General features: G+C 38.0%; 11 protein-coding genes. 5 read left to right on the top strand and 6 right to left on the bottom strand.

Features of this window, described 5'->3' with window-relative positions:
- Window positions 1-71: 71 nt before the first annotated feature.
- Both BGM26_RS04080 and BGM26_RS04075 read right to left on the bottom strand, forming a co-directional pair.
- Window positions 72-782 (bottom strand): ankyrin repeat domain-containing protein, encoded by a 711-nt coding sequence (locus BGM26_RS04080; RefSeq protein ID WP_217038458.1) that lies wholly within the window; start codon window positions 780-782, stop codon window positions 72-74.
- Between the two features lie 186 nt (window positions 783-968).
- Window positions 969-2,276, bottom strand: a complete 1,308-nt coding sequence (locus tag BGM26_RS04075; protein WP_217038457.1) for a purine/pyrimidine permease — start codon at window positions 2,274-2,276, stop codon at window positions 969-971.
- Window positions 2,277-2,571: 295 nt separating this feature from the next.
- On the opposite strand from BGM26_RS04075, the gene BGM26_RS04070 reads away from it, so the two are divergent.
- A complete protein-coding gene (locus BGM26_RS04070; RefSeq protein WP_217038456.1) occupies window positions 2,572-3,471 on the top strand; it encodes a LysR family transcriptional regulator in 900 nt (299 codons plus the stop codon).
- A 486-nt stretch (window positions 3,472-3,957) separates the two neighbouring features.
- Here the strand turns inward: BGM26_RS04070 and BGM26_RS04065 are convergent, their stop codons facing one another.
- Window positions 3,958-5,997, bottom strand: coding sequence for a sigma-54 interaction domain-containing protein (locus BGM26_RS04065; protein WP_217040638.1), 2,040 nt, complete (start codon window positions 5,995-5,997; stop codon window positions 3,958-3,960).
- Window positions 5,998-6,174: 177 nt separating this feature from the next.
- Between BGM26_RS04065 and BGM26_RS04060 the strand changes: the two genes are divergently transcribed.
- Genes BGM26_RS04060 through BGM26_RS04050 form a run of 3 tightly spaced genes read left to right on the top strand, consistent with a single transcriptional unit; the run spans window position 6,175 to window position 10,138 of the window.
- Window positions 6,175-7,596: a YfcC family protein gene (locus BGM26_RS04060; protein ID WP_217038455.1), complete on the top strand. Its 1,422-nt coding sequence runs from the start codon at window positions 6,175-6,177 to the stop codon at window positions 7,594-7,596.
- A gap of 39 nt (window positions 7,597-7,635) precedes the next feature.
- A complete protein-coding gene (gene iadA, locus BGM26_RS04055; protein WP_217038454.1) occupies window positions 7,636-8,808 on the top strand; it encodes a beta-aspartyl-peptidase in 1,173 nt (390 codons plus the stop codon).
- Between the two features lie 19 nt (window positions 8,809-8,827).
- Window positions 8,828-10,138, top strand: a complete 1,311-nt coding sequence (locus BGM26_RS04050; RefSeq protein ID WP_217038453.1) for a cyanophycinase — start codon at window positions 8,828-8,830, stop codon at window positions 10,136-10,138.
- A 233-nt stretch (window positions 10,139-10,371) separates the two neighbouring features.
- On the opposite strand, the gene BGM26_RS04045 is transcribed toward BGM26_RS04050, so the two are convergent.
- The 3 genes from BGM26_RS04045 to BGM26_RS04035 form a co-directional block, all read right to left on the bottom strand.
- The gene (locus BGM26_RS04045; protein ID WP_217038452.1) at window positions 10,372-10,965 is read right to left on the bottom strand and encodes a YdeI/OmpD-associated family protein; all 594 of its coding nucleotides are present in this window, start codon (window positions 10,963-10,965) and stop codon (window positions 10,372-10,374) included.
- Window positions 10,966-11,285: 320 nt separating this feature from the next.
- Entirely contained in the window at window positions 11,286-13,358 is a 2,073-nt protein-coding gene (locus tag BGM26_RS04040; protein WP_217038451.1) for a DUF4179 domain-containing protein, read from the bottom strand.
- A gap of 852 nt (window positions 13,359-14,210) precedes the next feature.
- Window positions 14,211-14,354, bottom strand: a complete 144-nt coding sequence (locus tag BGM26_RS04035; RefSeq protein WP_217038450.1) for a hypothetical protein — start codon at window positions 14,352-14,354, stop codon at window positions 14,211-14,213.
- A gap of 156 nt (window positions 14,355-14,510) precedes the next feature.
- Here BGM26_RS04035 and BGM26_RS04030 point away from each other — a divergent pair, with 156 nt between their 5' ends.
- Window positions 14,511-14,717 carry a hypothetical protein gene (locus tag BGM26_RS04030; protein WP_217038449.1) on the top strand — a complete coding sequence of 69 codons (207 nt, stop codon included), beginning with the start codon at window positions 14,511-14,513 and terminating at the stop codon, window positions 14,715-14,717.
- Window positions 14,718-15,886: the final 1,169 nt, after the last annotated feature.

Here is a 15,886-nt window from a genome sequence, read left to right as displayed (position 1 = left end):
CCTTGATGTGAACAGATAAGGGTTTAAAAAAGCTGTTATTTGAGTTTGGCAATCATAACAGCTTCAAGTATTTATTTTGCCCCAGCTTTTAAAAAAATTTTTTCAATCTCTTTAAAGCCTTTCACATGTGCATGTTGTAAAGGAGTCACCTTATTATTGTCTGGAATGTTCACATCCGCCCCATGTTCTATCAGCAATTGCACCGTTTGCTGCTGCTTTTCGTCTCCATCATTCAAAATAATTGCTTCTATTAAAGCGGTCCAACCGAGATTATTGACATGATTCACATCAATATCCGTATGGGTGAGAAGTTCTTTGATTACATCCACATATCCATGTTCTGAGGCAGGGATTAAAGCAGTTCCCCCATACCGGTTTGTAATCGCCGGATCGGCCCCTGCTTCAATCGTAAGTTTTAGAATATCTATATATCCTTCTGCACCAGCATACAGGAAGGGATTGTTTTTCATATCATCCTGGATGTCCACATCTGCCCCTGCCTTGATGAGTACTTTTGAGGTTTCTACATCATTGTTATAGGTCGCAACCATAGCTGCAGTCCGTCCTTTTGAGTCTTGTGCGTTGATATTCGCACCTTTCTTAATGAGTTCGCTTATGGTGTCTGCCTCTCCACGTTCTGCTGCTTGAAGCAACTGTTTATTTAATTCTTCGCTCACGATTTCCTTCTCCTTTGCTTGTTTTTTCAGTTCTCCACTAGTGTTAGTAATACAACCTTGCAGCAAGAGAATACATCCTATAAATGCCATCATCCACTTCCGCATAAAATATTCGCCTCTATTCTCCCACTGTTTCTCCGTTCTTTTTACCTGAGGAGTGAAATTTACATTCTACGGCTTTTTCTCTTAGAAAACATGTAATTTATTTATTCATTTCTTTCCAAAGAGCAAATACTCGATTGCTATTTTCGTGAATTCTACGTGACTCATTTAAAAAGACTCCTTGAAAAGTTAAATATGATTTTTTTTACTAATGTTTTTTGTTTTCCATAGTTGTTCTAGCATAATTACGATGATCGTACCAACAATGAGACCATTGCTTAAAAAATATTGGAGAATCGTAGGCAGACTCTGAAATATTTCTTTAGGAAGATACATTATTCCAAAACTGATTAGCAATGTGATTCCTAATATAGTTAACCGGCGTTGATCTAATTCGTCTTTCAAAAGGGACTGAAACGAAATCCCGATCATTTGGACAAAGGATGCTAAACTTACGGCACAAGCAATAGGGGCAGGAAGCATAGCTAAGAAGTTGACGATCGCCGGAACGCAGGCTATACCTGATAAAGCTAAACTCGCTACCAGGAAAGGCATCATTCGTTTTTGCCCGGTTAATCGGATAAATCCTGCCGATACTGGCAATGGCACAATTCCAATCGTAGAAAAAAGAGCTGATAGAACATGTGTAATACCACCTGCCCAACTAGCGCGATTAATGGTTTGTTTTTCGGATTTTTCTGATTCTGGAACCGCTTGTTTAACAGCCGTAACGGCAGCTATTGTATTAGAGACTACAATAAACGTAAAGATAATGGAGGTTATAACCATTCCAGCATTTAACTGCGGAGTCCCCCATGCAAAAATTTCTGGTAATTTAATAAAGGAAGCCTGTGTGGAAATCGTATTGGGGGCTTTTCCTAATAAGAAATATAGTAACCACCCAATTAAAATTCCTAACAGCACAGAGTAACTTTTCATCCATCCTTTTCCTTTAATTGATAGCACAATCACTAAAACAAATACGCCAAATGAAATCGCTGCTATTCCATAATCCAGGTTGAACTGTTCTTGTATTCCGAGCATTCCCTCTAAAAAAACACCACTAAGTTGAAGAGTCAGAATCAAAAGAAAAGAACCAGTAACTAAAGGAGTGAACAAAAACAGCAACCGATTAACCAGTCCGGTTATACCGAGAATAAATAGTAAAAATCCCGTAACTAGCAAGCCGCCTTCTAATAGTTGTAATGTTTCTGTCCTACTTTCCCCCTGCTGAATCGCCATACCCGCTAAAATGACAAATACACTGACCCATGAACCTGCAGGACCGTCAGCGATCGGATATCGATGTCCGAGCCATCCTTGTATGAAAGAGCTAATGCCCACCACAAAAAAAGTTCGTTGCATCAATTCGGATATTTCCTCTATCGTTAAATGAAATACCTGTCCAATTACGATCGGTAATGCAATAGAAGTGGCCAGCAAGAAAAAAAACCATTGAAATATGCTTAAACTGCTGTAAAAACGTTGTTGCTTCATATTATTTCACCCTTATACATGATGTTTATTGTTGAGACTTCTAAGTGCGAATAGAAATTAGTTCTACATGGCTGATAAATAAGGGTCTCCAACAAGAAAAGCTTTTATTTAAGTATCTCGATGTTCTAGCTAACACCTTGAAAATCTTTCCTATCGAAAAGTCATCGCTGTTAAAGCCGTTTCGAGAAATTTCTTTTTATCTAAAATCATGATATCTTAGAATGCAGTATATGAAAAATATAAAAAAAATTAATTTTACTAAAGTTTTTCATATAGGAAGGGTGTATTTCTGCAGATGGATATTCGACAACTTCGATATTTTATAGCTATTGTAGAAGAAAGAAAAATTTCTGCTGCAGCTGAAAGACTTCATATCTCCCAGCCTCCACTTAGTCAGCACCTGAAAACAATGGAAGATGAATTGGGAACGAAATTAGTAGAGAGAAATGGAAGATCTTTAGAAGTGACGGAAGCAGGAAAATCCTTATATAAGTATGCACTACAAATGACTCAGTTAATGGAAGAAGCCAAAATGGAAGTAAAGGAAGTCGGAAACGGAGTAAGTGGAAGATTGACGATAGGTATTAATACTTTTTCGGTAGTCGGATTACCTGAGTTACTTCACCAATTCCACAAAAAATATCCTAAGATTACCTATAAAATTCATCAAAATGAGTCATCTCAACTTTGTCAATTAGTGAAAGACCGGATTGTAGAGCTGGCGATTATACGATTACCGCTCGAGTTAGATGATTTTTCAGCTATCCATCTTCATACAGAACCTTTTTACTTTATAACTTCAAATAAAAACGAACCTTTTAATCATCAGGTTATGCTTGCTGACATTCAAAACCACCCTCTGATTTTACCGAGTACAGAAGGACTGGGAGTTCATTATATGATTTTGGAAGCATTTTCGAAAGCTCAACTACAGCCGAACATTATTGCCGAATGCTCTGATATCTCCCTTTTATTAGATTTAGTCGCATGTAATTTTGGAGGAGCTATTGTTCCAGAAACCGTCATTAAACAATACAAAAACTACAATATCCAGGCTTTCAAAATTAAAGATACAGAGTTATCTGCATCTACAGGCTTAATATGGCTGAAAAATCATTATCTATCAAAAACTGCTCAAAACTTTACAAACCAATTAACAGAGTACCTACAGCCAAACACGGATTTAACGTGTTAAGGATTTAAAGGATTAAAAATCCCAATCCCTCAGTGATATAAATGAGAAATTGGGATTTATTTATTCAACAATTGCGCTCTTTCCTTAAATAATCAACATAACTTCTATTAGCTGAAATGACGGAATGACAAAAGTACATTTTTTTGTCTAACTATTTTACATAATTCCTGTGATCGATAATTCCTACTATCTCTTTTCATGTAGCATATTACCTTAAAATTAATTTATTTTGGTAGATAAACCGAAAAACATCTAAACTCTTTTCTAGTGTTCTATCTTAATTCTCTTTTCATAACATTACTAATTTTAAGATAAGATGCCTGCCCCCCTGGCAATCTAATGCTTTACCGTATTGAGGGTCAGGCACCTTAGTCCAAAAGCGGTTGAAGTGACAAAATCCCTCTTGTCGCCTCAACCGCTTTTTCTCGTGTCAGTTTAATAAATAAAGAAAGCCTAAAGGAGCAGTATTAAGTTTATCGGCTGTTGTTATGTTGCATGTAATTTAAGCTGGTGTAAATACTCTACCCCGATCGTGGTAATTTTTGTCCCGGATCTTCCCCGGCCTTTCGTAATGAAGCCTTTGGTTTCGAGGTAATCCAATCGTCTGCGAACTTGCTGTGGCGATAAAAAAGAACCGGTTTCCTCGCTAACCATTGAAATATGCTGTCGACTTGAGGGCTTACCGTTATCATTACAGTTTTTAATCGTTTCGAGGATAAATGTATATTCATATATTTCTAATAAATTGTTAGGAATTGGATAGCTCGTTACTATCTCTTGCTTCCTATTTTTTTGAAAGCGGTTGTAAGGAATGTCTTTCAGTTCAATCTTATTTCCATCACAGATGGTGAGCATATAGTCAATCGTGCTTTTTAATTCACGGATATTACCTAACCATTCGTGTTTTTGTAGCTGTTCTGGGAGATTTTCTTCAACCTTGACCCATTTTCCGCTTTTCGTAATAAAATGTTTGACCAATAACGGGATATCCGTTTTTCGATCTCGAAGCGGTGGAACAGAAAGCGCAAGAACGTTCAAGCGGTAAAATAAATCAGAACGAAATGAGCCTTCTTCCGATTTTAGTTGAATGTCCTTATTTGTGGCCGCGATGACCCGGACATTTATGGGAATGACTTTTCTCCCGCCGATTCGCCGCAATTCTTTCTCTTGAAGGACCCGTAATAAATGGGATTGAACGGCGAGACTAATATCGCCTATTTCATCCAAAAAAATCGTTCCATTATCCGCTAATTCGAACAACCCCTTTTTTCCGCCTTTTTGCGCACCAGTAAAAGCCCCTTCCTCGTAGCCAAACAATTCGCTTTCAAGTAAATTTTCGGTTAAAGCACTACAATTGATGGCGATAAATGGTCCGTTTTTTCGCATTGAATGAAGATGGATCGAGTGGACGAATAATTCTTTTCCCGTCCCTGTTTCCCCTTGAATTAAAATCGGATGCTCGGAGAGGGCCAGCTTTTTGGCGATTTGTTTTGTTTCTTTGAGGAGCGGGTGGTCCCCAACGATGTCATCAAAGTCGTATTTGGCGTAAAAACCTTTGTTTTTCAATTCCCTCTGCGCCATTTTTTCAACTTCAAACGCTTGATGAATACTCTTAAAAGTCGCCACGATTGTATTTTCCGTTTCCATTTGATGACGGAAAATGACAAGATCCACACCGTAAATCGTAAAAAATTTACTTTCTTCATTACTATGTAAGATAAAGTCGATAAGATCTTGTTGGACGATCACTTCCTCCAATTTCTTATTGATGGCGTCATCAACAGGAAGATGAAACAAGGCCCCTAAGCGCCGATTAAAAACGGTGACTCGATGCTGTTTATTAATCGCTATAATGCCGTCATCGACAGTGTTGACCACGTTTTGAATATGCTGCTTCATTTGTTTTGCATTTTGTTCCGCGAATGATAGCTCCCGTTGTAAATCAATGATGTTACGAATATATCTTTCTGAAATCAATGACGAGATTTTTTCGCCTAAACAAAAGTATTCTACTACTTTTAAAATCGTTGCCATATCAAACAGCCGAACTCCAATATCAATGACTTTATTAATTGAGGGCGGACAAAGATGGGTTTCGCCGGGAGATATGGCGATATCGATATTTTTATAAAAAATTTGGTCCTTCTTATATGGGATGAACCGTAAATGATCAATACCTAGCTGATAAAGCGATTCGATCACTTCAATCGTTGCGGTATCATCATCATTGACAATCAGCACATCAGAATTAAGCGGGATTTTTAACAGCTGGTCAATGAATCGGTGATGGATTGTCCGTTTTCCAACCATCATTTCTTTGCCGGTAATCTGACACACCTCATGCGATTCTAGCCTTGTCACCTCTGATGAGAACAAAAAGAAATCATCGGTCAGTTGGGTGGGAAGTCCTTCATCAGTGGAGTAAATTCCAATTTGGACGTAATCTCCCAATAACTGTTGTAGCTGTTCATGCAAAACTTGTTTTGTCTGCCTACTTCCTGCAATTAAGGTAAGTGATTGTTTGATAGTAGAATCCTCCTTTTGCTTTATATTGGTTCTTTCATTCTACCAAAAAGACCCAAAAAGAACCAATATAAAGCTTTTAATGATTTAATTTTCAGAATTTGCACAACCCTCGAGTTGGCACAATAATTGCACATAAATTAAGTGTCATTCATTAAAAGTTAAAAAGGAGATGGTTTTATGAGTCAATTGAGCAAGAACGTGGAACCGCCAACCGCGCCTAAAAAGAAGCCGGTACAAATCAATGCCTTTGCGTTATTATTCGGAGTAGTTATCGTGGCGATGATTTTAACATGGATTTTGCCAGCAGGGGAATACAACCGAGTAGAAGTAGATGGCAGAACCATTGTTGAGGCGGATTCATTTCAATGGACGGAATCTTCACCAGTAAATCCATTCGATATGGTGAAAGCCATTCATAAAGGAATGGTGGAAGCCGGCGGTATTATTTTCTTTGTTTTAATCATTGGGGGTTTCTTTGGTGTATTCAAAGCGACTGGGACCATTGATGTCTTAATCGCTACAATGGCGAAAAAACTAGCTAAACGCGAAAAGCTGTTAATCCCAATTATGATGCTGTTCTTTGCTGCTGGAGGTTCATTAATGGGGATGGCTGAAGAGGGGCTAGCTTATATACCTTTATTAATTCCGCTCGCCATTGCCCTTGGTTTTGACACGATCACGGGGATGGCGATTGTGCTCCTTGGTGCGGCTGCTGGTTTTACAACAGCTGTTATGAATCCATTTACAGTTGGTATTGCCCAAGGGATTGCGGAACTTCCATTATTCTCAGGGATTGGATTACGCTTAATCTTGTTTGTTGTTGTTTATCTAGTTTCTGTGATTTTTGTTTATCGCTATGCGATGAAGGTAAAACGAAACCCTGAATTAGGTTTTTACGGCAATTACGACAAAACAGCTGCCAACGAGCTGCTGAAATCAAATGTGCAATTGACAACAAAACATAAATTAATTCTTGGGGCATTTCTATCAGCCTATGTCGTTCTAGCTTACGGAGTAATCAAATATGAGTGGTACCTTTCTGAGATTGCGGCTTTATTTATTATTTTAACGATCGTTATTGGCATCATTGGCAAACTTTCTGTTGATAATCTTGTGAAAAACTTTATGAGCGGTTCCGCTGCTTTAATAACCGGTGCGTTAATTATCGGGGTATCGCGGGCGACATTAGTTGTCTTAAACCAAGGGCATATCGTCGATCCGATGCTGTACGGAATATCGGAAGCGATTAGTCATGTTCCGGGAACGATCAGTGTTATCGGTATGTATAGTTTCCAAACGGTGATTCACTTTATTTTAGCATCTGGAAGCGGACATGCGATGTTAACAATGCCTATTATGACGCCGCTCGCTGATTTGCTTGATATTACAAGACAGACTGCTGTTCTATCCTTCTCATTTGCTGATGGAATCGGAAATATTATTTTCCCAACTGCCGGTACTTTAATGGCTGGGTTGGCGATCGCTGGGATTCCATGGACGAAATGGGCAAAGTGGGTTTTACCGTTAGTGATTATCCAATTTGTAATTGGCTTAATTGCAGTTGTTGTCGCACATCTAATCAATTATGGTCCGTTTTAAAAAGAGCACATCTAGAGTGTAACGTAGGAGGGGAATATAGTGCTTACTTTAATTAAAAATGGGGAAGTGTATGCACCTTATTATTTAGGCAAGAAGGATATATTGCTAGTTGATAGTAAAATCGGTTATGTAAGAGAGCTCATTGAACAACCTGATCATTTCGTTCCTATTACGATTATTGATGCTTCAGACAAAATCGTTGTCCCTGGATTTATCGATGCCCATGTTCATATCATTGGGGGCGGGGGCGAAGGTGGTTTCAAAACCCGGACGCCGGAGTTGATGTTAACTGATTTAACCACTGCAGGCATTACGACGGTCGTCGGCCTTCTTGGTACGGATGGGACAACGAGACGAATGGAAAGCCTGCTTGCGAAAGCGAACGGCTTAGAAGAAGAAGGCGTGACATGCTTTATTCATTCAGGTTCGTATCAGTTGCCAGTAAGAACGATCACAGGCAAAATCGAGGAAGATCTCATTTTTATTGACAAAATTATCGGGATTGGCGAAATTGCCATCGCCGATCATCGGTCATCGGAACCAGCGGCTGATGAAATTGCAAGAATTGCTACCGCTGCCCGAAATGGCGGGATTTTAGCTGGTAAGGCCGGCCTTGTTGAGATTCATCTCGGCGATGGGGCAGATAAGCTCTCTTTGATTGAGGAAGTCATTGAAAAGACGAATATTCCTATTTCCCACTTTCACCCAACCCATATTAACCGGAATGAAGATTTATTCCTGGCTGGGATTGAGTATGCCAAAAACGGTGGTTACGTTGATTTTACGACGAGTTCCGTTCCGCAGTTTTTTGAAGAAGGAGAAGTGAAGTGCAGCGAAGGGTTGAAGCGGATGCTTGATGCCGGTGTGCCGCTAAAAAATATTACTTTTTCGTCTGATGGCCAAGGCAGTCTGCCTACTTTTAACGAAAATGGAGAATTAATTGGTCTTCAAGTTGGAAAAGTTTCCTCCTTATATATGGAGGCGCGAGATGCCGTTATCAATGATGGAATTTCATTAGAAACAGCCCTGCAGGTTATTACATTAAACCCTGCAAATGTGCTTAAGCTTTCGAACAAGGGTCGCATTGAAGAAGGAACAGATGCTGACATTGTTTTACTAGATAAAGAGACTCTCGATATTGACACTGTCATCGCCAAAGGGAAAGTGATGGTCGAAAATAAAGTGCCGATTGTAAAAGGTACATTTGAATAAAAAATTGGAGGGATTAAAGTTGAGGAAATTATCCATTATTTGTGTTCTTGTGTTAACGGTGTTTGCCATAACGATATCATCATATGATGTAGAAGCAGCTCAGAATAATAAAAATGTAACTAAGAATGCTGGTTCGCTCGTCATTGTTGGTGGTGCTCTGGATTCAGATAATGAGGCGGTTTACAAGGAATACTTAACTTTAGCCCAACAATATAAAGGGAAGTCTCTAAAAGATTTAGAGATTGCGATTATTCCTGCTTCTAGCGCTGAACCGATTGGAAGTGCTAATGCATATAAAGAGGATTTCGTTCACTACGGTGTTTCCGCTGCGAATATTTATACGGCACCAATCGCAGTAATTGATGATCCTTCGACAAAGGACGTGGATGAATCTGCGTGGAAGGATAACGGAAATAGTCCCGAAATAGCGAAAAAAATAGAAGAAGCTGACGCGATTTGGTTTGTGGGCGGTGATCAATTACGACATGTTAAAACGTTAATGACATCAGATGGAGAAGATACAGTCGTATTAAAAGCCATTCGAAAAATATATGAAAACGGCGCGGTTCTTGGCGGTTCAAGTGCAGGAGCTGCGATTATGAGCAATCCGATGATTGCGAATGGAACGAGCGTCAGTGCCTTAACGGAAGGAGTTCATCTTCTTAAACACTCTGATCAAGAGGTAGATAACGATCAACTGTATCTAACTACCGGTTTCGGATTTTTTCCACACGGAATTGTTGACCAGCATTTTCTCGAACGGGGTCGTTTTGGACGTTTGCTTGTGGCAACCCAATATAATAAAACACGTTATGGCTTTGGAATTGATGAAAATTCCGCCATGGTATACCATGGCGCGGATGACAGTATAGAAGTTGTTGGTGAGAGCGGCTTATTAATTGTCGATTTACAGGGGGCGACAACACCTAAGGGGAAGCGCTTTACGATGAACAATGTAACGATGCACTACTTGGAAAAAGGCGACCGTTTCAACGTAACTGCTGGGACGTTCGATCTTAATAAAAAGCACGAAACGACAAAAGGGATCGAATACTATAGCAAAAATCCAATGGCAACCGATATCTTCGGTCCGCAAGTATTAAAAAAGGTGCTAACTGAAGACCTCATTGATAACGAGGCCAAAAAAGCAGAAGCCATTTGGTTTGACATGGAGGACGACAAAAAAGGAATCGGCTTCAAATTTACCTTTAGAAAAACAAACAAAACGGAAGGGTTCTGGGGCAGAATTGACAAAGTCGGATCATACGCCGCATTAAACGTTCAAATGGACGTTGAACCAATTACAATCAAAATCCAAATAGATAAATAGAATACCTTTGCAACGGAGACTCTAATCTATAGCCCATTGATTAGAGTCTTTAAATTTGAAAATATACTAAAAATTGTCCGTCATTGGGGGCATTTATAGGTTTCCAAGAAATAGACGGGCTTATTATCGGAGACGAACAGGTATCACGTTTAACGTTTTAACATAAAAAAGCTGACGAAGGCAATATCCCATGTCAGCTTTTGCTTTTTTAATTGATTTTCCCATCGAATATACTAATCATTTAATCCCTTTCCATTGAGAATTTGCTGCATATATTTTTCAATCCTTGAATCCCGTGTTTTGGATTGTTTGGCCCCCGAAAAATAAAGTATGTATGCTCTTTGCCGTCCCGGTGTCAACGCCTCAAAAGCAGTTTTCAAGTCAGGGATTTCATCGAATTTACATTGAAGTTCTTCTGGAATGATGTATTCTGTATTCTCTTTCAATTTCACTTTCAAACCGGCTTTTTCAACTTCAATGGCTTCATTTATATATGCTTTCAAGACAGGTTCCATTTCAATTATTTCTTGCACATTGGTGAACCGAATCTGGCGCGCCGCCTGTACGTTCTCCGTTTGTTGGATTAGAATCCCATGGGCATCCTTTAACAGGGTACCTTTGTGAAACAGAAGCGCACAATATTCTTTAAATCCATGTATTAAAACGATGTTTTTTTTCTCAAACGTGTAACAAGGATGCATCCACTTGAACTCTTCGGTCAGGTCACAGTCAAGAACAATATTTCTCAACTTCTCATATTCTTCCTTCCACTTTTTAGCTTTACTTAAAAATTCATCAACCTTAGGATTCATTCGACTATTTGTCATCAAGGAACACCCCGCTTCAATTTTCCGATTCATAATAGGACATAAAATAGTGTCGTGTCAAGCAGAACTGGCTTGGAAAGTTTCAAGGAGCTTATGTCGCTAATTACATTTTGGACATAAAAAAGCCCAAGCATCCATCGCTTGAGCTGAATCAAATTAATTTATAGGCAAATGCGACTCTAAACATCGAAGGTTTAGGCGTTCCCAGGCTAGTTGGCCAATCCCCCAGTACATTAAAACTTTATCGGACTAGGGGGCTGGCCCAAAAGTTGAAATATCTATCATGCTTTCTGTATTACCTCATTCCTTTCCTTCGCCAGCTATTCCAAAGGAATCTTTACAACATCATCCAAATATTTTTTTGTACGATATCCATCAATCTCAAGCCTTTTAGGAATCACGCCCTCTCCAGCGTTGTTACTGTGAACCTTTATGTCTTGAACAGTAGTGAAATAACGGGGCTGATCGATTTCATCATATGCAATAGGGATTTCATTCATATCGAATTCGTCCCCGTTTTTATCAACAAGCACTCCTTCAGAAGACATCTCCCACCCACTAACTTCATTCTCATCCTCACCCACAATATGGAATTCAATCGACTCATATGGCCGATTCTTGATTTCATGATTACTTATGACAATAGTGGTAGGATCCCCCACTTCGACCTTGTCAATGGAGATTGTAGTACCAGCATATTCAAAGGTTCGAGGATATTCTCCGGCAACATCCAGTATGATAGTATTCTGATCCCAAATCATTAAATGAACAGATTCGAATTGAACGTTAACCCCTTTTGGTTTTTCTCCAAAAAGTGGGTCAAAGTGTTTTTGAAGTGTAATCCAATCCATGTTTGAATATAAATGAGAGCTACCATATCTATCAGCTTTCACTTTTTTATTGTTCACTTCTAGATTGTTAAGATTAAGTTGTTCTATCTGCATCTTTGGCTGTTCACTATTAATAGCATATTGCAGAATCGTCGCTGTTGGAGCAATGGTTAGTTTTTCAAATCGAACTGGGATCCCCTCAACTTCTGTTTCTTCATTCAATGCATATTCGGTAGAGGGCTGTTTCGTTACAGGGATCTCGAAGCTCCAATCCCCTATATCATAGTCCATGTTCACGTAAGCATTAAAACTATTCTGGTCAGAGGAATCACGAATCAATTTTTGAAGTTTTGTAATCTTAAGTTTGATTGTCCCATTATCCGTTGAGAGTGGTAGTAAACTCATCTTTCCTTGAAACACGTTTTTTTCTTTATTATTTACATCCGATTTAAAGTCAGGAGGATAGTATCTTGGATATGTATCACTACTCATGATTTCATGTTCATTCTCCACAGATAAACCCTCATAATAATCGATCACATATTGATTATCTTCAGCTGTATCTTCTATTTCATAAAAAACAAGCGTCTGAATATCATCAGCAATCGCGCTCTTGATTCTAATTTTCACCCCATTGCTTTCCGTTTCCAGGTTCAGCCTCTCACCGAGGCCCTGTTGTAAAAAGACACGCAATTGCTGATCATCTTCTGTCAATGTATAGTAGAGGTTGGTAAAAGACCTTGTAAAAAATTCTATACCCATTAATAATACGAAAACACTTGCAAAAATAATCCCCATTCTTTTACGTTTCTTGAACTTCAGCTGTCTGTGCTTATCCTTTTCTGCTAGCCTAGCTTTGACATTCTCCATGAAATCAGCTGGCACATGGAAATCCCCAATCCTTTCAGTAAGATTTAACATGGTTAACATGACATCCTGAAAGGTAGCCAGATCCTCCTGACATTCTTGACAATGATAAATATGTACTTCGAAATCAATCTTTTTCGGCCGATTCATCTTTCTTTCTAAGTAATCGAGGTAATCCTTTTGATACTCCTTACAGCCATGAAAGGTTGTTCCGGACCTCATTTCGTTTCTAAGTGACTGGATTCCGAAAAACAAAAGTTCTTTCATCATTTCCACTGAAACTTGGAGAAGATGCGCCGCTTCCTCTCGAGAGAATCCTTGTACATATGTAAGGACTATAGCTTCTTTCTCGTCCTGTTGCAATTGATCAAGTGCTTTAAATACACCCTGACGTGGTGGCTCAGTTTCCTCCGAACCTTGCAAACTTCTATCACCAGAAAGCTCTCGACAGTTATGTATGAAAATGGATGTAACCTGCGTTTCGAAAGGTGTTTTACTTTTATATCGAGGACATTCCTTTTGGACTTCTATAATGGACTGGTAAAAGAGCTCTTCCATTTGCTGCTGATTACTAAGATAGGACCAACCAAGTGTGTAGAACGATTGCTGATGCTGATCGAACCAATCAATGATGAATTCCACGTCTTTTTCTCTTATTGCAGTGATAGAAATGGAATCTATTTTTACTGGATTCATAAACGTGTTTCCCCCCCTTTTGAGCGTAATCACTATCACTTCCTGATTTTTCTTGTTTTCACATTTGGAATTTCATCGTCATTCAATAATCGATACATATGCATCATTGAGTTTTCCCATGACCTTACCTCGATCTTAAATGTGCGACCAATTTGTTCCATGAACTTCTCTGTTATCCGGTCAACAATCATTCCATCATGAGCATTGTGATAAATTCACTTTTAGTAGCTTCATATACAAGCATGTAATAAATTTCCTTATTTATAGCTGAAAGCTAATAAATTTTATCAATAAATTACAATTATTATAAATAATGGTTCATTAATTTAGAATATCAAACTTCTTATAAGTTTGTAAGTCTATGTGTCTATAATCTAACTAATAAAAGCTGCTTCCTTCTCAAAAGATGCCTGACCCCAGTGAATTAAAGTATTACTGTACTGGGGGGTCTGGCACCAATTATTCTGGGTGAGACTCTTTGGCAGATTGCAAGAAACTATGGGACGATTGTAGATGATCCTACAATTAAACAATATTGCAAACCCTTCCTTAATCTATCCTGGAGGAAATTGATATAATGTTATTGTAAATTAAAAATAATCCCTTAGTGTGGCACTGAGGGATATGTATATTGTATTTATGAATGTTCACTAAAAACATATCAATTAAGGGCTTCTGCTAAATTTTTGATCAATTGTTTCGCCTTCTCTACAAACTCTACTGATGCTTCATAATACATTTCACCATTCTGTATAGTGAAAAATCCCCAATTTCAATTTTTAGAAGCGTACCTTCGCCATTCGATTCTAATTGATAAAGATAAGAAATATCCCCTTCTAACGGCTGTACTTTCTAATTGGTAACAATCAATGCAATTTTTAATTCTTTATTTTCGACCGCCTTCATAATTCTAGCTATTGATTCTCCCCCGTATGGAAATTCCCAAACAACCTCACTCCCGACGGTCATATCTTCATTTGGGTAATTGTCTGGCAACTCATCTCACTGTGAAACATATTTAGGCTTGACTAGAACCTAAGTGTAATCATTCACTTCCTTGTCAGCATACAAGGATATACTTGTTCATATATTTTATCAATGTATAAGGAGTAACAATCGTGAAAGAAGTATAAACAAATCGGGGGTATAAATTTGAATAACAGGGAAAATAATTCTAAAGGCACTACCAAAAACAAGAACGATATAAATATAAATAACAACTTTAGTCTATCTATTAATTTTGGTGATTCACTAAACTTATTTGCCTTAATTGTAGGTTTATTTATCATTAAAAGAATTTCTAAACAATACAAAATAAACAAGAAATTGCAAAAGGAGAATAAAGAAAAGAATGATTAATGGAGGAACAGATAAAATCTGTTGTTTAGCCGTTTTATCGCTTGATATTTCTGTATAATTGAGTATTAAAGCCAATATCTGCAAATATTTGACCAACACAATCCTAAAGATCTTCCCATGTGTCAGGATTTTTTTCAACAAGCATTAATTTCCCTTCAATCAAGGTTACTTACCTAAGTAGTTCTTAAAAAAGCATTACCTTTTTAGAATGAAAAGTCTGCTAATTCTTTTTGAGTTAAGCCTTTTCTAACACGGTAAGAAAAAAATATTGGCAAAAGTTTTGGACATCGGCTCAGAAATGGGCTTTATGTCTGGCATTTTATTTTTCCTTTAGCAGAAGATAAATTGCTAATAAAGGGATACTTTAACGTTAGGATTCGCCCTTTTTTGTTTGTTAGTGTTCTAAGGTTATTGGTCAAAATTAGCAGCAAGAAACACAACCGTGAATTTGTATATCCCCAAAAAAGCCACAAGTACCTCCTGGTGAATTACTGCATTGAACCTTTACTTTCTTAACACAATCAAAAGAAGCATAAAAAGAATGGTTCGGTTCTATTTGAATTGATTGACGTTTTTTCTTCTGTTTTACAATTAATGTAACGGGACAGCTACCAGTATTAGCGAAATGGAGTGTTACTGTAGGAAGACATTTTGTAAATGCTCGATATACTTGAACGAAGCCTCCGTCGCATTCTCGAGTAAAGGCGAAGAATGATGGATCAGCCGTATAAGAACCACAGGGTTTTGAACTATTACAACCCATCGTAAATATTACACCCTTTCAAAAAAATTCTATTATGTAATAAGTAAATGCAAATTGCGTTCATTTTGATAGAGACAAGTTAAGGAGTTAATCCGCACATCTTTGGAATTTCACATAATTTTAAATACTTATGTTTTTTAATCCCTCCATCCACTAAACTGCTTCTTTAGTTCAATAAAGAAAGAGTTGCCGCAATAACCCCTTGTTAGACAAATCCGCCCGTTTGTTTAAGATGATTGATTTTTCTTTCTTGCAACAATTAATTTAAATCCAATTAACATTAATCCGCATCCTATAATATCCATAATGACATTACCTTTAACACCAATGCCATTACTGGTTAACCCTATCAAAAAAGCACCAATAAGAATAAGTGGGATTGCAAATATAAACCTCAAATTATTCA

Source organism: Bacillus sp. FJAT-29790 (assembly GCF_019039215.1).
Taxonomy (GTDB): Bacteria; Bacillota; Bacilli; order Bacillales; family Cytobacillaceae; genus Cytobacillus.
The sequence above is the reverse complement of the archived record's forward strand: the minus strand, read 5'-3'. Positions and strand labels throughout refer to the sequence as shown.

Excerpts from the sequence above, each read along its gene's own strand:
- BGM26_RS04080 (WP_217038458.1), bottom strand. The coding sequence starts at position 782 with ATGCGGAAGTGGATGATGGCATTTATAGGATGTATTCTCTTGCTGCAA.
- BGM26_RS04075 (WP_217038457.1), bottom strand. The coding sequence starts at position 2,276 with ATGAAGCAACAACGTTTTTACAGCAGTTTAAGCATATTTCAATGGTTT.
- BGM26_RS04070 (WP_217038456.1), top strand. The coding sequence starts at position 2,572 with ATGGATATTCGACAACTTCGATATTTTATAGCTATTGTAGAAGAAAGA.
- BGM26_RS04060 (WP_217038455.1), top strand. The coding sequence starts at position 6,175 with ATGAGTCAATTGAGCAAGAACGTGGAACCGCCAACCGCGCCTAAAAAG.
- BGM26_RS04045 (WP_217038452.1), bottom strand. The coding sequence starts at position 10,965 with ATGACAAATAGTCGAATGAATCCTAAGGTTGATGAATTTTTAAGTAAA.
- BGM26_RS04040 (WP_217038451.1), bottom strand. The coding sequence starts at position 13,358 with ATGAATCCAGTAAAAATAGATTCCATTTCTATCACTGCAATAAGAGAA.